This window comes from Hyphomicrobiaceae bacterium (assembly GCA_041397645.1).
In the GTDB taxonomy this organism is placed as follows: Bacteria; Pseudomonadota; Alphaproteobacteria; order Rhizobiales; family Hyphomicrobiaceae; genus Hyphomicrobium_B.
In genome coordinates, this window is the sequence record JAWKWE010000004.1 from 2,400,110 (window position 1) to 2,419,105 (window position 18,996).

An 18,996-nucleotide genomic window follows, 5' to 3' on the forward strand; every position below is an offset into this window, starting at 1 on the left:
TTACCTTGCCCATCGAGAAGTTGAGGTGGCTGTCGCAATCCATGACTATTGGATATCGAAGCCGCGATAACCGCCTTGCGTAACTTCATCGCAACGCTGTTTGTAAGGTCCTACGCCGCCGATATACGAAAGCAGCCGGCGCGGCTTACCCTCGACGTTCGAGCCCATGTACCAAGAGTTCGTACGGACAACGAGCGTGGCGTTCGCAAGTTCGTCGTGATGAGCGACCCACTCGTCCTGTCTCTGCTCCGTCGGCTCGATCGTCTTTGCGCCTATCTTGCGCACATTCTTGATGCACTCGGCGATCCAATCGGTCTGTTGTTGCAGGCACGTCGTCATGTTGCAGAGCGCAGCGGATGGGGCGAGCGGCGCGCCCGTCGTGAAGAGGTTGGGATAGCCATGCACCTGCATGCCGAGCGTGGTGCGGATGTCACGACCCCAATCGTCCTTGAGCTGGCGTCCTCCGCGTCCGCGGATGTCGATGCGCGTCAATGCGCCGGTGCCAGCATCGAAGCCTGTTGCCAAAATGATGATGTCGAGCTGATGCACCTGACCGTTTGCGAGCTTGATGCCTTCCGGGACGACCTCGACGATCGCGTTGTTCTTGACGCTCACGATCTCGACGTTCGGTTGGTGGAACACCTCGAGATAGCGCGTTTCGAGCGGAACTCGGTGCGTTCCGAAGCCATAGTCCTTCGGAATGAGCAGATCGCACAGCACCGGATCCTTAAGCCGCTCGCGCATCTTCTTGCGCACGAATTCCGACACGCCTTCACTTGCATCCTCGTCGGAGAACATTTCTGCGAATGAAGCTATCCACAATCGCAGCGAGCCCTCGTTCCAGATGCGCTCCATGACTTCCTCGCGCTGCGCAGGCGTCAATTCTCCCCAGGCGCCGTTCGTGAAGTCGTATTCAAAGCCAGTGAACGTGTTCGGGCATGTGGTCTTGAGTTCGTCGAAGCGGGTCTTGTATGCGGCCACGTCCGCGGCGGAGTACTTGGGATTCACCATCGGGATGATGTACTGCGGCGTGCGCACGAACACCTTCATGTGGCCGACTTCGGACGCGATCGTCTGAATCACCTGGATACCTGTCGCGCCGTTACCGACCACGCCGACTCGCTTTCCGGCGAAATTGACAGGGGTCTTTGGCCAGCGCGCCGTGTGATACAGCTGACCTTTGAATGTCTCCTGGCCAGGAAAACGTTTGTCCAGCGGCGCCGAGAGCATGCCGCAGCACGTGATCAAGAATTGGGTATCGATAACATCGCCCTTGTCGGTCTTGACCGTCCAACGACCCGTCGCATCGTTATAGTGGGCGCTTTCGACCCGAGTATTGAACTCGAATTCCTTACGCAGATCGCAACGATCGGCGACGAAGTTCAGCCAACGCTCGATCTCGGGCTGAGCGGGAAAACGCTCGCTCCAGCTCCAGGCATTGTAGAGCTCTTGCGAGAAGAAATACTGGTAGATGTAGGCTTCAGAGTCAAAGCGGCAGCCAGGATAGCGGTTCCAGTACCACGTGCCGCCGATGCCCGACCCGGCCTCGAAGCCACGGACTTTCAGGCCCTGCTCCCGAAGAAGATGCACTTCATGAAGACCCGCGACACCGGCGCCGATGACGACGGCATCATACGTTTTTGTTGAGGTCGACGGAGCCGTGCTGGATGACGATGAGAACATATTTCCTCCCATTTTTATTAAGCCGGATACGACTTTTCATTTTGATGGGAGTATCGAGCTGCTCAGCCTGAGGGGCTTGAACGATCGATTGCGTTGTTTGGAATGATTTGTACCAAGCGCCGGTTTGTACGACGTGGCCATTCTGCAAGGGCTGCCTGGCTCTTAGTACGTTGTTACCGCGACGCTGCGGCTACATCGAGGTGGCGGGCTGCTGCAATTGCTAGTGCCCGCGATCAAGCCCTGAACGCATGGCAAAGCCGCGGACGTTTCCACCTACGCCGATTTCCATGAGACCTATTTCACCAAGCACATTTCATTTACCTCCGACCAGCTCAATCCGAACCGAGCGAGGTACTTCTTCAGCCGGTCGGCGTCGTTGGTGGAGGACTTCGCTTCTCGCGAGGCCGCAAACAAGCGGCGACCTGCCTCGCTCAAGGAGCGTGACGTGCGGCATGTCTCGACAACAAAAGCAAGCTGGACGCGATCGAAAAGATCGATTTTATCGAGCTGTTTTGCACCAAGTAGGCTTTCTAGAACGTCGTCGTTGCGGTCGCGCTCAGTACTGCGCGTGCTTGGCGAACATCTGCCGCCGTTCCAGATCGGAGTGCAGGCGGTGAACTGTCGCCACAACTACGTGGCGCGAGAAAATCATTTCGGGCGCGACATTGCCGCAGCGCTTGAGGTTATGGTTCGCTTTGCCGTGGACCCCAGGTGGCTTATCTACCTGCCTCCCACAATGTCGCCCTGCGAAACATCGAAGGAGTCGGGCTTTCTCGAACATCCCGCGGAGGCGTTGAGCTTCTACGAGCGCGCGGGTCTGAATGCGCGCTTCGCTGACGGGCTCGTCCGCGTCGATGCGTTCAGCGCCGCTGTGCGCCAGTACTGTTGGCCGGTTAACGGGCTCGACGGCGTGTGCATCGCGCCATTCCATATCCTGGCCAGCGAAGGCAAGGTGCATAGTGAGAGGAGCCACGTCTGGCATATGGAGACGCTCGCCCGCCTTGCAGCTCACGATCGGCTGTTCCAGGCGACGCGCACAATGCTCGTAGACTTCGAACGACCAGAGACGCGCGAAGCCGCCATCACGTGGTGGCTGGAAATGACGGATGCCGGTGGGGAAGGTATGGTCGTGAAGCCGGAACTGTTTCTCGCGCGCGGTGGAGAAAACCGATTGCTTCAGCCCGCCGTAAAATGCCGCGGGCAAAACTACCTGCGGATCATCTACGGCCCCGACTATGACAGTGAGGAGAACCTCGTCCGCTTGCGCAAACGCGGCCTCAATGCCAAGCGCTCCTTGGCTTCGCGCGAGTTTGCGCTAGGGCTTGAAGCGCTGGAGCGATTTGTTGCGCGTGAGCCGCTCCGCCGGGTGCATGAATGTGTGTTCGGAGTTCTCGCTCTCGAAAGCGAGCCTGTCGATCCGCGACTGTGAGATCGCCGCCTGTTCGGTGCGTCATCTGTCTCCTGGGTTAGAAGGCCAGATAGGGATGATCCTTGCTGAAGCGGCCTAAACTCACCGACTTAGTGTCGCGCCGAGAAGGCTTGCGACCATGCGGACAATCGTCTCAGCGATGCGGCCTCCTGCGATCGATCGATCTTGCCGGTCGCATCCGCGTCGATTAGGGCGGATAATACCGCGTCAAAATTTTTCTTGGCCTTGGCGATGAGCAATAAATCAATACCGGCGTTGAGCGCTTGCACCGCAGCCGTGCCGATGCCGTCAACGCTTTCCGTAATGGCCCCCATGCCAAGATCATCGGTGATGGCTAGGCCGTCATATCGCCACTTCTGGCGCAAGAGCCCGGTGACGACGAGTGGAGAATACGACGCTGGACTTGCGCGATCTACGGCGTCAAGTCGAACGTGGCCGACCATCAAGGCAGCGCCCGGCAATTTCAACACCTGCCGGAACGGTATCCAGTCGCTCCTTTCCAACTGCTCTTCATCGGTACGGATTTCACCGGCGGCAACATGGGTGTCATTGGTAACGCGACCCAGCCCCGGAAAGTGCTTCAGGACGCACGCTATGTCGAATTGCCAAAGTTCGTGGCAGTACCAACTCGCGACCTGCGCCACCAACTGCGGGTCACTGGCAATCGCGCGCTCGTAAATCCGCGATAGCTCGTCGTTTGGCAGAGTAGAAGTGGGCCGGAGGTCAACGACGGGTGCCAAATTCATGGTGATGCCGATGGCATTGAGCCCGTGCGCCTGCGTCTCAGCGAACCGGCTGACCGCGGCCCGACGTTCGTCATCTGTGTTCATAGGCGCAATAATCTCCGCCAACGAAGGCTGGTCGTTGAGCGGTGGGGAGAGGTGCGAGACGAGACCGCCCTCCTGGTCTGCCGCAATGATCAGCTTGGGCAGCCCCTGTTTCGCCCGGATATCCTGAAGCTGCGCGATATCCCTGGCGATGTCCGAAACGCTCCGACCACCTACGTTGCGCGTTGTCACGTAGACACCGGCAACCGCCCGGTGCGCCACCAGATCTTTTATCTCAGCAAAATCGTTGTAGCCGACGATCAGCCGGCGGCCGAGCCGCTCCAGTCGCGCCGGATCCTGCTGCAGAAGCATGGCCCTCGTTCGCCAGTTCAAGCTGTAATGAACTGCTGCGAAAAGAAGAGCCGATAGCCCAACCAGGATGGCGACGAAAGTAAGCTGGTGACGGGTGATGGACACGAAATACTCTAAGATGGCTAATTCGCTTTGTGTGTTGTGCCGGTCGACACCCGAATTCTAGTTTTCCCGGAGCGCCAGCGCTGGCGCTTGCCCTCGAGCCGACATGTTCCGCAAACGAACAGCGACAAATAGAGGCCCGCCATTCGATTTCCGAAGAGATATCGCGATCGCCGATGCGGCGAAGCAGACCGCAGCAATATACCAAGTCTGCCACATGCCCCAGCTAAACGATGCAATCGTCATGCACGTGACGAAAGACGCATTCACAAATGGTAGATCCTCTGGATTAACGCGCGAGATCCGACGTATCGCAAGCAGTCCGGCCGACATGAACAGCGCGACGCCGACGAGACCGAATTCATACCATACTTGCAGGAAGATATTGTGCGAGTGTCGGCCGTTTCGTTGTGGCGAGACTTCACCTGGAATCGTCTCTGCGCTCGGGCCTTCGAGTTCATCGTAGTAGCGCACGCTATCGATGCCTTTGCCGAATAATGCGTGGGCCGGCACCTGTTCGGCCTCGTAATTCCATAACACGACGCGGGCCCGAGCCGATCCTGGAATGGCTTCGGAATTTTGCAGACCGTGCGCGTAGCAATACCTGACAACGGGCACGACGCCGATGGATGCCGTGACCCATATTGCCGTGACGGCCATTCTGGCTAATCTCGGCGAGTATCTGCTCAGACCGTAAATTGACGCCGAAGCGATAAGAGCCACCTTCGAAGCGTCGTGATAGGACAGGAAAGTCGCGGCGGCTACGACCACACATAACGATGGAACAACCCAAGGCGCGGCTTCCGCGCTCCAAAAGCGTCTATCGTCAACCGCTATAAGAAGGGCCGGCCAGAACAGGAAATTGAGCACGGCTACATTGCGGTTGAGAACGTAGTCGCGCACCGCCTCGATTGTTTCACCGGAAATGATAAAATGAAGTTTATTGCCACCTGCGAGCCATGGCACGTCGTTGAGTGCACCGGTCATCAGCGAAAGGCCGCTGAGCAGCTCAGAAACGATATACGCAGCACCGACGAATACTGAAATGACAAGTGCGCGGCGGATCAGCCCCATATTGAATGGCTCACGCTTCCTAACGAGCCGCAAGATCAGCAGTGCCATCGCGCCGTAAACTGCTGCAATCATGATGATCTTGAATGCATGCAGAGGTTCTGGCGAGGTCGCCACACGCAGAACGAGGAAACCCGCAATAAGCCAGCTAAGTGGATTGAGACAGCAACGCAGCAATAGTGTCCGAACCGATTGAGGAGGCAAAACCGGAACGTTTCGCGCGGCGACGAACAGACCCAGTAGAAGCGGCATGAGCGTGTGTAAACATTTTGGGGCTACTATCGAAGCCACAACGAGCACCGCAATACCGGTTGCAAGCCAACTGGTTGGCTGCGCCGGACGCGCGTTCCCGGCTGATACGTGGAATTCTCCCGCTGCGTTCATCGCCGTTCACTCCCTATAAGAGAGAAGAAAAGCGATTCTTGCGAATGCCGTAGTGCTTGAAGACGCAGTCACCGGTTTATGCACAGCGCAATGATAATCGGACGGCTGATGCACAATCTTTAGTCAGCTTGATGGGCCTTCCCGGGAAAAAACGGACTAAGCCGCCTATCACGAAAAAATGGGATTGCGCTGGACTGAGTTCGACGACGCAGAGGTCGCAGGCGCGAGCTGTGAGGCAAGCAAATGCAGACCCCTAAACAATGATCGATCCTGCATCGAAGAGCGACTTGACCGTGACACCGTGCACGTCCTGCAGCATGACGAGATCATAAGATTTCGAGCCGATCTCAACGGAGACCATCGTCCCCGACGCTGTATCCTGCATATGCAGGAAGTTGGTGCCGTGCGTGGAGTTAAAGGCGGTCAGATCGAGCTTGTCGGACCCGGAGGTGAAGTCGCTGATCGTGTCGTGGCCGAGGTATCTACGGCCAGAGACGACATCCATGACAGCCCATTCAAAGGTGTCGGCGCCGGCACCGCCAGAGAACAAATCCGAGCCACCCATGCCGCGGAAGGTGTCGTTGCCTGCACCGCCGATGAAAGTATCTTTCGACGAGCTGCCCAGGAATGTATCGTCGAACGCCGACCCAACAAACTTCTCAAAACCCGAGAAGCGGTCGTTGGCGAACCCAGTGGTGGTGTGTCGACCCGCGTCAATGGTGACCCCGATGTCCGCAAACGAGTAGTCGAGCGTATCGAGGCCCTTGCCTCCGTAGTAGATGTCTTTGCCCGATCCGGCGAAGACGACATCGTCTCCAGAACCAGCATTGACCCTATCGTCGCCTGCGCCGTCGAAGATGACATCGTTGCCGGTGCTCGCGCCGATCCGATCGTTGCCATCGCCACCGATCAGGGTGTCGTTGCCGCTGCCGCCATTGATCGTGTCGTTGCCTGCGCCGCCATCGATGAAGTTGTCGCCCCTGTCGCCATATAGCCTGTCGTTCCAGGACGAACCCACAACGCCTTCTATGGAGTAGACCTTGTCTAATCCAGTGCTCTGACCGGAAGCCCGGCCCCTCGACAGATCGACCCTCACGCTCGACATGGCGCCTGAGAAGTCTAGCGTGTCGGAGCCGTCGCCACCGTCGTAGATGTCATTGCCGGAACCGACGATGAAGGTGTCGTCGCCGAGACGGCCTAGAACGCTGTCATTTCCGGCGCCGTCGATCAGCGTGTCGTTGCCGGTGCCGCCTGTGATCGTGTCGCTGCCATCGCCACCGTCAAGGATATCGTTATTGCCGAGGCCGGTGAAGGTGACGCTAAGGGACCTTGTAACAGCCGTGTTTTGACCGTTTTGCGCTTCCGTCGACATCGCGGTGACGTCAAGCGTGAAATCGGCAACTGCTGATGCGGTCATCATCAGTGCGGAGAGATCGGCGGCGGTGAGGGTCCAAGAGCCGTCGAAATTGTGTACACCTGCAGAAAGGGTCGCATCCGCTGGCAGACCGGCAATCTGGATCGCAAGAGTTTCCGAGCCGTCAGTGTCAGTCAGCGCGGAGGCGATATCAAGCGCGAAGGTTCTCATCACCTTGAGGCCAGCGCCGTTGATGACGTCATTGCCGGCGCCACCGGTGATCACGTCACTGGCGTCGGACCCGGTCAGTGTTTCGCTCGCCGCCGTCCCTTCTATGGTAAGCCCGGCGGGTAGCGTTACGTTGACAACCGATAGCGTTGGGGCGTCTGCGACCGCTGCGATGGCAACTTCAACGTGCTGCATGGTCTGGCCGCCACGGCCGTCCGAGACCATAATGTCGAAACTATCATTGCCAGAGAAATTTCCAGCGCTTTTATAGACGTAGGCGCCCGTGCCTGAATTGAGTGTCAGCGTGCCATTGGCAGGGCCAGAACTGACCGCAAAGCTCAGTGCATCCTCGTCGGTGTCGGTCGCACCGACGTTGCCCGAAATGGCGGTGTCCTCGTTGGTGTTCAGAGACACGTTCGCATCGGCAGTGGGTTCGTGATTGAGAAGATCGGTGATCGGTGCGGCGATCCCGTCGACATACAAAATGACGCTTTCTACGGCGTTGATCGAAAGCTGAAGCGCGTTCAGCGTGAGCACGTCGGCAGTCGTCTGCGATGTCTGATTTGCAAGGGATCCCGCAGCGGCAGCTTTGTCTATTACCCATTGTTGGAGCGTCGCAAGATCGGCAAGTATAGCCGGTGTCAACTGTGCGGATGACAACTCGAGCGCGAGGCTATCATTTCCGCTGCCACCGGCGACGATGTTGAAGCCGGTTCCAGGGGTCACGTGAAAGGTATCATCTCCGGTGCCGCCGTAATACGTGTTGTTTCCTTCGCCGCCATAGAAGACGTCGTTGCCGCCGTCGCCGTACATCGTGTCGTTGCCGGCGCCACCATAGATGGTGTCGTTGCCGCCGCCCCCGAAGAAGCCGTCGTTGCCGTCGCCGCCATATAGCGCGTCGTTGCCCGCGTCACCTGTCAACGTGTCGTTGCCTGCGTCGCCATAGATTGTGTCGTCGCCAGCGCCGCCGTTGATGCGGTCATTGCCGTCGCCACCGTGGATCTCATCGTTCGCCGCCGTTCCGACGATGACGTCCTGCCCGGACGTTCCGTTGATCGTAGCCATAGTCCCTCGCATGCACACTTAACTTGCATCGATAGAGATAGCGAACCCGATATAAGGCTACGTTCCGATGGCTGACGTAATTTTCGCGATCGCATTTACTTTTCGTTTACCGCTGCTGCCGCGCGCTGAAATGTCAGCGACGCTTCAGTGCGCCGGACTTGGTCATTCGCACACGCGGAGGACTTCTGCGTCTCCAAAGAAATATTGTGCAAGCGATCCGGTCGCCGCTACGGACGTGGGCAACCTGCGCACGCTAATTCAGAATAACGTTAACGGTTTTCTTGTCCCAGCTGAGCGTCCATACGAAATCGCCAACTTGCTTCGGAGCATTGTTGGGTCTGCCGCAGATCTGATGCGACTTCGATCGTCAGCCCGCGCCACTGTCTTGGATAAAGGGTTGGATTTGGAGACTATGCAGCGGCGCTATCGCACTTTTTTTGACCAGCTAAATGGCAGTCCAAACCTGAGCGGCCCAGACGCGATCGTCGAGACGAAGCCTTAGTCCACGGCGTCGCGCGGCGCATCGTGATGGAGGTTGGTAGCCGATGTTTCAATTTACACGGCGATCAGAGAAACGTTGATGCTGTGAACGGCGCAGCTTCCGGCAAGGTCTGCTTTCTTGCCCGGATTAATTGCGTTGACGTTGCTCTCAGCTCCCTCTGTTGACCATCGGCCTTTGTGCGCGAGTATCACGCCCATGGGGACGTCGTTTGAAACCGCGACCTTTAGAGTGATCTCTCCGACTTCTGTTCGCAGCGTGATATCAGATCCGCTCTTTATTCCCCGTCCAAGCGCCTCGTTGGGGTTCAGAAAGGCCTGGTCGTGTCCCAGTTGTTTTAGGATCTTCGGGTCGTTGCCGTAGCTGCTGTTCATCAGCCACTCGGATGCCGGTGACAACAGTCGCAAGTCCCCTTGCTGGGGCCGGGCCTCGGCGGAAGGGAAGGGCGCGTGCGGCAATCCGGCCTCGACGAAGGCGTCGCTCGTCATTTCGATTTTGCCTGAGGGCGTGCGGTAATCGTGTCGTTCGAATTGAACTGTCGGGTGTGGCGGATGGAAGATCGTGCCGACTTCTGCCAACGCATCGAAGGTTAGGCCAGGTTTGGCTTGATCAAGAAGGTTTCCGATCAGGCTGGCGTCTGTTTCGAACAGCTCCGTTTCGGTCAGCTCCATCGCGGCAGCAAGGCGCCGGAAAATCTCCTGGTTGGGCAGCGCCTCTCCAAGCGGTGGCATCGCCTTGGCTTGGGCCGAGATCGAGGAATTGAAATAGGACATAACGATATCATCGAACTCAAGGAAGCTTGCAGCCGGCAACACGTAATCGGCGAAGTTGGCCGTATCTGTTTGGAAGAGATCCAGCGTTATTTGAAGCAGGTCGTCGCGTTCGAGCGCGCGGCGCAACCTACGCTGCTCCGGGCTCGATGCTGCGATGTTGTTGTTCCAGGTAATGAGCGCCTTCGTGGCCGGTCCTTCGAGATGCTCGGCGAGATCCATGTGGCTGATGGAAGGTGCAGGATCGGAGGCCAAGTGGGCCGCTGACAGATAAGCTGGGTCTATGCCGCGCGTGTCCCATCCATTGAGGTAGAGGAAACCCGCGCCATACTTTCCGATGTTGCCCGTGGCAGCGGGCAGCAGACCGACCGCACGCATGGCGTTGCCGCCGTAGGTCTGGCGTTGGAAGCCTTGCCCCATCCACAGCAGAGAGGGCCCATCAGCATAGGTGAGTGCGGCCTTCTCGATGAGGTTCGCCGGTACACCGGTTACAGCCTCGCCCCAAGCTGGAGTGCATGCCTCCAGCTGATCATCGATCTCATTCCACCCGATAGCGTGTGCAGAAATGAATTCTTGGTCGATCTGTCCGCGGGCGCGGATGACATGCAGCATTGCAAACGCAAGAGCGCCATCGGTCCCTGGGTAGAGCTGCAAGTGAAGATCTGCAGCCGCTGCAGTTTCATGCCGAATGGGATCTACGACAATCTTGGGAACCTGCGCATTGCTGAACCAATGTTCGTGAACGTGGGGTGCCGCGGCGGAAGGGTTGGCGCCCCAGACCATCAGGCATTTCGCACCGTCAATGGTCCGCGGATCGAAGCCGCGGGTCGACTCCCCATACATGAGCTGCAGTGCGGCGTGGCCTGCCTTGTTGCAGACCGTGTCTGGATCAACTTCGGTTGCTCCGATGCGATTGAAAAAACGCAAGGGAAAAACGCCGGCGATCAGCGAGCAGGTGCCGGTGTAGTGCGTCTGGAGAATGGCGTTGCCGCCGTCCTGTTCGCGAATTGCATTCAGCCGACGGCCGATATCGCTTAGCGCTTCATCCCAGGTTACACAGATGAATTGACCTGCGCCTTTCTTGCCGGTTCGCTTTAGGGGGCTAGTCAAACGCACTTCAGGATTGCGCCAGACGCCGTTGTAGACGATCGAGCATTTGGCACAAAGCGCACCGTGGGCAACGCTGTGTCCGGGATCGCCTACGATACTGACGATGCCGTTGCTGTTCACCTTCGCGAGCATGCCGCAAGCATCGTAGCAATCGCGCGGACAAGTTGTGCGAATGACGCTGGTTTCCATCGGAGCCACTTTTCTAAAGTAAATTGCTGAGACCCATCGGTATGGCTAGGTGCGGGGCCACCCTCGCGCAAAAAGTGTTGTTTGCGAAGCCCTATTTGGAGGCAATGATGAGATTTACGTGGCGGGCAGGGGATGTGCGGCCCAGGTACTACAGTGGCGCGTTAAGTTTTCGCTGCCAGCGCCTGGAGAGGTGTGCTGAGCTCGCGATGCCTATAAACTTTGAGTCGAAAATCTCGCATTTGATTCTCTTATTTGACGCACGCGCACCCTGATTGCGAAGGGATGTAAGATGTTCACCGCTCAAGATATTCCCCGCCTGGCTTTGTCGTTAGGGTTTGCTATGTGTCTCGGCTCGGGCGCACGCGCCGACGACAGCGATATCCAAAAGCAGCTATCCAATCCGATCGCTTCGCTGACACTGCTCCCCGTCCAGGTGAACTACGATACCAACATCGGCCCAAACCGGGATGGGGATCGCGTTACGACAAACATTCAGCCTGTCGTGCCCATCAAGCTCGATAGCGAATGGACGATGGTCGTTCGCACGATCCTGCCCGTGATTGGTCAGGACGATATCTTTCCGGGCTCGGGCAGCCAGTTCGGCCTGGGCGACACGCTGCAAAGCTTCTTCTTCGTGCCGCAGACCGTCAACGGCTTTACCTGGGGCGCTGGTCCAGCCATCCTTTGGCGCACGGGAACTGATGAGCTGCTGACCAGCGGGAAATGGGCAGCTGGCCCAACCGCGGTCGTACTACAACAAACAGGGCCGTGGACGGTCGGCGCTCTCGTAAATCACGTCTGGTCATTCGCCGGAGATGAAGATCGTGCCGATGTTAGTACAACGTTTATCCAGCCTTTTGTCGCTTACGCCGCCAGCGGCGGCTGGACCTATACTCTCAACACTGAGTCGTCCTACGATTGGGTTGGTGATCAGTGGTCAGTGCCGATCAATGCAATGATCACCAAGCTGAACTCTCGCGAGGCAACGAAACGCATTTAGGCATCTACACCTCACTCGTCGCCGATAATTAGGCGATTTGGCTAACGATGCTATTAGCTTCATTGATCTAAGTCATGGGCAAATTCGTATGGATGGTCTGGCGCATAGAGTGCAAATTAATCGGCTGAGAACAATACGCAGCTAATCTGCACTTAATGCTTGAGCCTTGGCAGGACGGAGTTTCGAGTTCGCGACCTCGTTTGTGTCCCCGCCGCATCGCAGCATGACAGCTAATAATAGGCGCGGACAGCATTTGGATCCTCCAAATGCTGTCCGACGCCACTTGACCGCTTGAACGTCGAGAGGCCGAGGTATTTTCACGGGCCTTTGATGCGGCACGACGCTTCAGCTTTTCACTTTCAACATGGCGAAGACCAACGCGAGCCCAAACGGCAAGGTCAGCGCCAACCCCACCTTGAAGATCGGCACATAAGGTCCGTAAACGTCCGGCCCAAACTCACCCATCTCACGCATCAGCGCGATTAGAGCAACCAAGAGTATCGACACAACAGCGAGAATGCCGGCGGAAGGATTACCGGCACGGTGCTTCCAAAAATGCCTCGCGAAGCGAAGACCCTGCGAGCACAAACAGCCCCGCAACAACTCCCATCGCCGCCGCAATATAAGCAGGATCAGGAACGCCGACCGTCAACCGGAGATAAATGAACCACGCCAACCACGCGAGCGGCGGCAGTGAGGTCACGATCAAAAGCGCGAACAACCAACGAGGCATCGAAGACGGCTAGGTGATTCGTTGGGGCGGACTGCGGCAGCGACCGTCAATTGCGCTGGATCGTTTGAGACTTCTCCCACCAGTCCGGCATCCACTCCGGCGCTCCAAAGAACACGTACCAAATGTCTTCAAACGAATAGACTACGCTCACGACTATCGCTGCAGTCATAAAGACCGCTCCGGCCACCCACACGAAACGGAACAGCAGAACCAACAGCGGGTGCGATGACGGCCGGACGATCTCCTGATAGAACAGCCCGCATTTCTTCCAGAGCCCCCAGGTGCTGAAAGCCGATAGCAACGCCCACGCTCCGAAGAACAGCGCGCCCATCCCCAAGAGCCCCGTCACCACCCTCCGGTCACTGACCTTGAGATCAACGCCCGGCAGGCTGAGCGTATCAATAGAAGTCGTGTTGAATTTCACACTGACGATCGCGACCGAAACGACGAACGCGGTCAACACTAGGTTGCGCGTGTCCTTGACGGAACGCTGATACAGATCGAAGGCCGTTGTCTCGCGACGCTGCGCGCTTTCGTGCGCCTTCCAATGGGGCTCGTTGGGCGCGAGAATTTCAGCGACCGGCTCCGGCTCGGGCACGACAACCGGCACAGGCTCCTGCTTCGCCTGACGCACTCTCTTGGGCGCGCTCGCGGGTGCGACCGGAGCGGTGAAAACGAGATCAAGACTGAGCTGGTCAGGAGGTGGTTTCTTCGCCATCGGCCGCCGTGACATCGCGCAAGAGACTTGCACTGCCTGATTCGAACGCGACCTGGGCGCGCAGTGAGCGCGTTATCCACCGGGATGGAAGCCAAGTGACGCGAAGCGCTGCGCTTAAGAACGTATCAATGCGCGTAGCTTGGCTAATCCTACGGTGTGACTTCTCCCACTATCGCTGGGAAGAAGTGGCTGGGGTGGGAGGGTTCGAACCTCCGCATGGCGGAATCAAAATCCGCTGCCTTACCACTTGGCTACACCCCACCATGTCCGCCGCGGGCCGCTGAGGGCCCGGCGCAGCGCGGCACCATATGCGCTTCACTGGTCCCGGGCAATGGCGAGGCGGAACAATTTGTGGCGGCCAAATGCCCGCGCAAGACCCGTATCCGCTGCCCGCCGGGGAACTCAACTAACGGCTTGGAGTTGCATGCAAAAGACCCTACTTTGAGGCATAGTAGCGGAACCAGTCGGCAGACTGCCCCAGGGCCCTTGCCCGGCGGCAACCTCACCGCTATAAAGCCGCCTCACTCGATCGCCAGCCTTTCCCGGGCGATGAGAGTTTACGGCCTTGTTCGTCAGGCTGTTGGTCGGTGCGGAGCGTAGCGCAGCCTGGTAGCGCACTTGCTTCGGGAGCAAGGGGTCGGAGGTTCGAATCCTCTCGCTCCGACCAATACTTTTTCAAGTCTGGGCCGGCGCGGACGCCTCCAAAATTGCGAGCACGCCATGGAAGGCCCAACTTTCAAGACAAACATGACGTTCAACTACGACGAGGGAGCCGAGCTTCTTCCCGGCGTCATGCGGGTCGTGGCCAATAATCCTGGCCCTTTCACCTTCAAGGGCACCAACACTTACCTCGTCGGAACGCGCAAGCTTGCGGTTATCGATCCTGGCCCAGAAGATGAGGATCATCTTGCTGCTATTCTGCAGGCCACGGGCGGGCGAGAGATCACGCACATCATTTCGACGCACGCCCACCGCGATCACGTCGATGGCATCCCAGCGCTGAAGGGAGCAACGAACGCAAAGTTGTGCGCCATGCGCCGCTCATCCACCGTGCCCATTCCGTTGGACCGCGCCCCGCAAGGGCGCGAATTCGTAGATTTCAATATATCGCCCGACGTCGAGCTGTTCGGCGGCGAGACACTCGAAGGTGACGGCTGGGCGCTCAGCGCGATCCATACGCCGGGTCATGCGCCGGATCATCTCTGCTTCAAACATGCCCAAAGCGGTGCCCTTTTCTCCGGCGATCACGTGATGGCGTGGAACACGTCCGTTGTTGCACCACCGGAGGGGCGCATGTCGGACTACATGCGCTCGTTGGAAAAGCTCATGGACGAGGACGCGGGCGTGTATTTGCCCGGCCACGGCGGGCGTGTGGAAGAGCCCAGGCGCACGCTTAAGGCCTACCTGCTGCACAGACGGATGCGTGAACAGGCGATTTCCAAAGCCATAAGAGATGGCGCCAAGACTGCCCGCGAGATCTTGCCGGCGGTCTATCCTGATATCGCCGAAGCTCTTATCTCGGCGGCCTTGCTGACCGTTCTAGCGCACGTTGAGATGCTGGCCGAGAAGGGCGAGATCCAGTACGAGGATTTGTTCTCAGCCGACGCCCTGCTGAGGGTCGTTTGATTTTCTGCCCCGCATCCTCGGCGTCCTTGGCCTTATGCTGCGCGGGTACTGTTGCTTCCAGGCGACCGACGATTTCTTTCAGGATTGTGCGCACGCGGTTGGCGTTGCGGCCAAGGTCATTGCGGCCGTAGCGTGAAGCGGAGCGCACGTCGACATGCGCTGACTTATCGTCTCCCGTCACCCGAATGACGACGTCGTCCTTGAAGCCCATGATGAGTGTACGTTCCGTCAACTCGATGGTTCCGGCGCCGTCGCGCGCATCGGCTGGCGCGGTCTCCGCTAGAGGCTTGAGTTTGAGCTTTGTCAGAGCCTGCAGAACGACATCGAACGTGTCGGCAGCGGAGCGCGGGACATCCAATGTTTTCAGGTCAGGGTACCCGGCGGCCTGCAGCGGTCCATCCACGTCGGCGTTATAGACGATGGAATTGTCGCCAGCCCCGCGCGCGCTAGCGGTCACGTCAAATTGCGGCGGATGGACTGTGTCCGTCGTCGCGTCAGCGATCGCGGGGTAGTCGCGGCTCGCCAGCCAAGCCGTTGCAGGCAGAGCGAGCAAGGCAAGTGACATCGCCAGCGCAACAACAACCCGCGCTGTCCCTCGACGACCCGTAACCCAGATGTCCAGCCCGGCGATAAGCGCCATAACGATAGTAATAACCGCGCCAGCAAAGGAGGTTCCGGCCAGATTGGCCGCGATGGGCGTGGGCATCGACAACACCCGATGCAGGACGAACGCGACCACAAGCAGGATGACGCAAAACAACGCCAAGCGGCTCGCCCAACGCGCCATGAGTGATGGCGGCTGGTCGGCGGCGTACTCTATCCGGGTCGAGATTACGGCCACGGGTCCGTCTCAAGCTCCCTCAGATTTAGAGAAATCAGGCCCCCACCATAGCCGCGATTTGGTCGAAAAGGCGAAGTGGCGGCGATTGCTCACGGGAAAAGGCGCGTCTTCGTCCATGGGGTGGCCGAATCGGCACGCCGATACACAACGCGATCGTGCAAACGGAACGGACGACTCATCCAAAATTCGATCTCTACAGGTGTTACACGAAAGCCCGACCAGTAGGGAGGCCTCGGGATCTCACCCAGCGCATATTTGGCCGTATAGCGCGCGACTTCGGCCTCGAGCGCGAAGCGACCCTCCAACGGACGCGACTGCTTGGATGCCCATGCACCAATGCGGCTTAGTCGCGGGCGCGAGGCAAAATAGGCATCGGCCTCCGCGGCGTTGGCCGTCGTCACAATTCCACGGACGCGAACCTGACGCTCCAGGCTCTTCCAGTGAAAGAGAAGAGCGGCCTTGGGATGTGCGAGAATTTCGCGACCCTTCGCACCCTCGAAGTTGGTGTAGAAGACGAACCCCCGTTCAGGCACATCCGCACCATCCACTCCCTTGAGCAGCACCATGCGCAGGTTCGGCAAGCCCGTTTCATCCACGCTTGCCACTGCCATTGCATTGGGATCGTTGATCTCGCTTTTAGTGGCGGCAGCCAGCCACTCCGCAAAAAGATCGAAGGGATCGTCCGTGGGCGCGAAACCTTCTCTGTCGCTCGCTTCAGCTGTGCTCATGCGTCTTCGTCACCTTCTTGCGCGCCACCGACAGGCAGCAACTTCTTCGTCCGATCGATACAGACTGAAATCGTCTATTAACCAAACCCGCGCAAACTTGCGAGCAAGTCCGCCTGTCGCGGCTTCCTGTAGCGTTGTGTTCGTTGAGTGTCTCTTCATGCGTTATGCACGCCCGTCACTATTTTCGATTTATGCCACCGGCTTGACGGCCTTTCTTCTGGTCTCAGCCATTCTTTTGATACCGACTTTTGCTCGCGCCGGGCAGGCGAAGGCTCCCAAAGCCGCGCACGACAGTTGCACCTGCCCACCTTCGCAAAGCACCCAGCGGCCCAAACCTGCCCGCTTGAACGCACCCTCTCGGGTCACTCTCGGCATCCAGGACGAGATCGCGGCCCTGGAGAGCGTTCAATTGGCATTGAGCCAGGTTGCAGACGGCTCAACCTACGTCTGGCACCGCAGCCACGGGCTTCTGTCGGGCATCGTACAGCCCACGTCCTCCTTCAAGGATGCCGAGGGTCAAGTCTGCCGGCACATCGTGGTCATTCTCAACTCCCTCGATACGACCAGCAAGACCGAAGCCATCGCCTGCCGCATGCCAGACGGCATCTGGCAACTCGATGGTTGAATATAATATAGATATTTCAGAGTTTTGGACAGCGCGCCGGCTTGCGCTGCCATGCCCCGCTCCTCGATCTGGACCGGGCCGCCCTTTTGTGTAGGATGCGCGCCGGGTTAAACCCGAAATATCCTACAACCTCAAGGATCGATAAGCCGATGACGGCATCTCAGACGAACACGGGCCCGGCAACCGGAAATTTGATGGCCGGAAAGCGCGGTCTGATCATGGGTGTCGCCAACAATCGGTCGATCGCCTGGGGCATCGCCAAGGCCTGCGCGGCCCAGGGAGCAGAGATCGCGCTGACCTATCAGGGCGACGCCCTGAAAAAGCGCGTCGAGCCGCTAGCCGTCGAACTGGGCTCAAAGGTTGTCCTTCCCTGCGACGTGACGGATGCAGCCTCTATGGATGCGGTATTTGCCGAGCTGGAAAAGACCTGGGGTCGTTTGGATTTCCTCGTTCACGCCATCGCATTTGCCGACAAGAATGAGCTCGATGGCCGCTACGTCGACACTTCGGAAAAAAATTTCACTCAGAGCCTGCTCATCTCATGTTACTCGTTCACGGCTCTTGCGCGCCGTGCAGAGAAGCTGATGACCGACGGTGGCTCGCTCGTGACGCTCACCTACTACGGCGCCGAAAAGGTCATGCCGCATTACAATGTCATGGGTGTCGCCAAGGCTGCGTTGGAAGCTTCGGTGCGGTATCTGGCCTCCGATCTCGGCAAGAACGGTATCCGCGTCAACGCGATTTCAGCAGGCCCTATCAAGACGCTTGCTGCCTCGGGCATTTCCGACTTCCGCTACATCCTGCGTTGGAACGAGTACAATTCACCGCTGCGTCGGACGATCACGATCGAAGACGTCGGCGGTGCGGGTGTCTACCTGCTGTCCGACCTCTCACGCGGCGTCACCGGCGAAATTCATCATGTCGACTCCGGCTATCACGTCCAAGGCATGAAAAACGAGGACGCCCCTGATATTTCTGTCGTCAAGAGCGACGCCCCTTGAGCGAAGGCGTCCAAAAGACGGCGCATCTCAAGCCAGGCGTCACGCTTTACCTCGTGCGGCACGGCGAGACGGACTGGAACAAGCAAGCCCGCTACCAGGGCCAAGCTGATATTCCCCTAAACGAGACAGGCCGCCTACAAGCGGCGCGCAACGGCGCTACGTTGCGCACGATACTCCCTGCCATCGCGCAAGCGGATTTCGTTTCTAGCCCCTTATCGAGGGCGCGAGAAACGATGGAAATCTTGCGGGGAGAAATTGGCGTCGATCCGCTTGGTTTTCGGCAAGACCCCACATTGCTGGAACTGCACTACGGTCACTGGGAGGGGCATCTCGCATCGGAGCTGCCACAGACCGATCCTGAAGGCGTAGCGGGAAAGCAAGCCGATCCATTCGGCTGGCGTCCCGACGGCGGCGAAAGTTATGCCGACCTGATGGATCGGATCTCAGCGTGGATCAACGCTCTGGATCGTACGACCGTCGCCGTGACACATGGCGGTGTTTCGCGCGTCGCACGCGGCGCATTGTTGGGACTCGATCGATCCGATATTCCAATCCTCGATGTCCCTCAGGATAAGATCCTGGTCCTCCGAAATATGACAATGGAATGGTTTTAGCGAAGATTGCGCAGCAATTATCCGACTTCAATGTCTTGCAGTTCGGTCCCGTGAAGTTATAGGCTGGCGCGCGCTGGCTCGGCCGCT

Annotated in this window: 16 protein-coding genes and 2 tRNA genes; 8 read left to right on the forward strand and 10 right to left on the reverse strand. The window is 58.3% G+C overall.

Annotated elements, in window-relative coordinates; all coding sequences use genetic code 11:
* Positions 1–45 precede the first annotated feature (45 nt).
* Positions 46–1,683 carry an NAD(P)/FAD-dependent oxidoreductase gene (locus R3D51_11305; GenBank protein MEZ5900065.1) on the reverse strand — a complete coding sequence of 546 codons (1,638 nt, stop codon included), beginning with the start codon at positions 1,681–1,683 and terminating at the stop codon, positions 46–48.
* A 544-nt stretch (positions 1,684–2,227) separates the two neighbouring features.
* Between R3D51_11305 and R3D51_11310 the strand changes: the two genes are divergently transcribed.
* On the forward strand, positions 2,228–3,112 hold the full coding sequence (locus R3D51_11310) for a hypothetical protein (GenBank protein MEZ5900066.1): 885 nt from the start codon (positions 2,228–2,230) through the stop codon (positions 3,110–3,112).
* A gap of 89 nt (positions 3,113–3,201) precedes the next feature.
* On the opposite strand, the gene R3D51_11315 is transcribed toward R3D51_11310, so the two are convergent.
* The 3 genes from R3D51_11315 to R3D51_11325 all read right to left on the reverse strand — a co-directional run bounded on the left by R3D51_11315 (position 3,202) and on the right by R3D51_11325 (position 8,455).
* Positions 3,202–4,356 carry a glycoside hydrolase family 3 N-terminal domain-containing protein gene (locus R3D51_11315; protein ID MEZ5900067.1) on the reverse strand — a complete coding sequence of 385 codons (1,155 nt, stop codon included), beginning with the start codon at positions 4,354–4,356 and terminating at the stop codon, positions 3,202–3,204.
* Positions 4,357–4,413: 57 nt separating this feature from the next.
* Positions 4,414–5,808 carry an O-antigen ligase family protein gene (locus R3D51_11320; GenBank protein MEZ5900068.1) on the reverse strand — a complete coding sequence of 465 codons (1,395 nt, stop codon included), beginning with the start codon at positions 5,806–5,808 and terminating at the stop codon, positions 4,414–4,416.
* A 253-nt stretch (positions 5,809–6,061) separates the two neighbouring features.
* Positions 6,062–8,455, reverse strand: a complete 2,394-nt coding sequence (locus tag R3D51_11325) for an Ig-like domain-containing protein (protein MEZ5900069.1) — start codon at positions 8,453–8,455, stop codon at positions 6,062–6,064.
* Between the two features lie 67 nt (positions 8,456–8,522).
* On the opposite strand from R3D51_11325, the gene R3D51_11330 reads away from it, so the two are divergent.
* Positions 8,523–8,957, forward strand: a complete 435-nt coding sequence (locus tag R3D51_11330) for a hypothetical protein (GenBank protein MEZ5900070.1) — start codon at positions 8,523–8,525, stop codon at positions 8,955–8,957.
* A gap of 53 nt (positions 8,958–9,010) precedes the next feature.
* Here R3D51_11330 and R3D51_11335 read toward each other — a convergent pair whose 3' ends face one another.
* Entirely contained in the window at positions 9,011–11,023 is a 2,013-nt protein-coding gene (locus tag R3D51_11335) for a molybdopterin-dependent oxidoreductase (GenBank protein ID MEZ5900071.1), read from the reverse strand.
* Between the two features lie 340 nt (positions 11,024–11,363).
* Here R3D51_11335 and R3D51_11340 point away from each other — a divergent pair, with 340 nt between their 5' ends.
* Positions 11,364–12,023 (forward strand): transporter, encoded by a 660-nt coding sequence (locus R3D51_11340; protein MEZ5900072.1) that lies wholly within the window; start codon positions 11,364–11,366, stop codon positions 12,021–12,023.
* A 345-nt stretch (positions 12,024–12,368) separates the two neighbouring features.
* Here R3D51_11340 and R3D51_11345 read toward each other — a convergent pair whose 3' ends face one another.
* The 3 genes from R3D51_11345 to R3D51_11355 form a co-directional block, all read right to left on the reverse strand.
* Positions 12,369–12,530 carry a hypothetical protein gene (locus tag R3D51_11345; GenBank protein MEZ5900073.1) on the reverse strand — a complete coding sequence of 54 codons (162 nt, stop codon included), beginning with the start codon at positions 12,528–12,530 and terminating at the stop codon, positions 12,369–12,371.
* 272 nt (positions 12,531–12,802) lie between these two features.
* A complete protein-coding gene (locus R3D51_11350) occupies positions 12,803–13,474 on the reverse strand; it encodes a hypothetical protein (protein ID MEZ5900074.1) in 672 nt (223 codons plus the stop codon).
* 186 nt (positions 13,475–13,660) lie between these two features.
* Positions 13,661–13,735 (reverse strand) — tRNA-Gln (locus tag R3D51_11355).
* A gap of 329 nt (positions 13,736–14,064) precedes the next feature.
* On the opposite strand from R3D51_11355, the gene R3D51_11360 reads away from it, so the two are divergent.
* Positions 14,065–14,141, forward strand: a tRNA-Pro gene (locus tag R3D51_11360).
* Between the two features lie 53 nt (positions 14,142–14,194).
* Positions 14,195–15,100, forward strand: a complete 906-nt coding sequence (locus R3D51_11365; GenBank protein MEZ5900075.1) for an MBL fold metallo-hydrolase — start codon at positions 14,195–14,197, stop codon at positions 15,098–15,100.
* On the opposite strand, the gene R3D51_11370 is transcribed toward R3D51_11365, so the two are convergent.
* Both R3D51_11370 and pdxH read right to left on the reverse strand, forming a co-directional pair.
* On the reverse strand, positions 14,988–15,941 hold the full coding sequence (locus R3D51_11370; GenBank protein ID MEZ5900076.1) for a DUF1499 domain-containing protein: 954 nt from the start codon (positions 15,939–15,941) through the stop codon (positions 14,988–14,990). The genes R3D51_11365 and R3D51_11370 overlap by 113 nt on opposite strands.
* 89 nt (positions 15,942–16,030) lie before the next feature.
* Positions 16,031–16,669 (reverse strand): pyridoxamine 5'-phosphate oxidase, encoded by a 639-nt coding sequence (pdxH, locus tag R3D51_11375; GenBank protein ID MEZ5900077.1) that lies wholly within the window; start codon positions 16,667–16,669, stop codon positions 16,031–16,033.
* 157 nt (positions 16,670–16,826) lie between these two features.
* Between pdxH and R3D51_11380 the strand changes: the two genes are divergently transcribed.
* The 3 genes from R3D51_11380 to R3D51_11390 all read left to right on the forward strand — a co-directional run bounded on the left by R3D51_11380 (position 16,827) and on the right by R3D51_11390 (position 18,909).
* Complete coding sequence (locus tag R3D51_11380; GenBank protein MEZ5900078.1) at positions 16,827–17,294, forward strand: hypothetical protein; 468 nt, start codon at positions 16,827–16,829, stop codon at positions 17,292–17,294.
* 149 nt (positions 17,295–17,443) lie between these two features.
* On the forward strand, positions 17,444–18,295 hold the full coding sequence (gene fabI, locus R3D51_11385) for an enoyl-ACP reductase FabI (GenBank protein MEZ5900079.1): 852 nt from the start codon (positions 17,444–17,446) through the stop codon (positions 18,293–18,295).
* Positions 18,292–18,909, forward strand: a complete 618-nt coding sequence (locus tag R3D51_11390; protein MEZ5900080.1) for a histidine phosphatase family protein — start codon at positions 18,292–18,294, stop codon at positions 18,907–18,909. Before fabI ends, R3D51_11390 begins: the two co-directional genes overlap by 4 nt.
* The last annotated feature ends 87 nt before the right edge of the window (positions 18,910–18,996 follow it).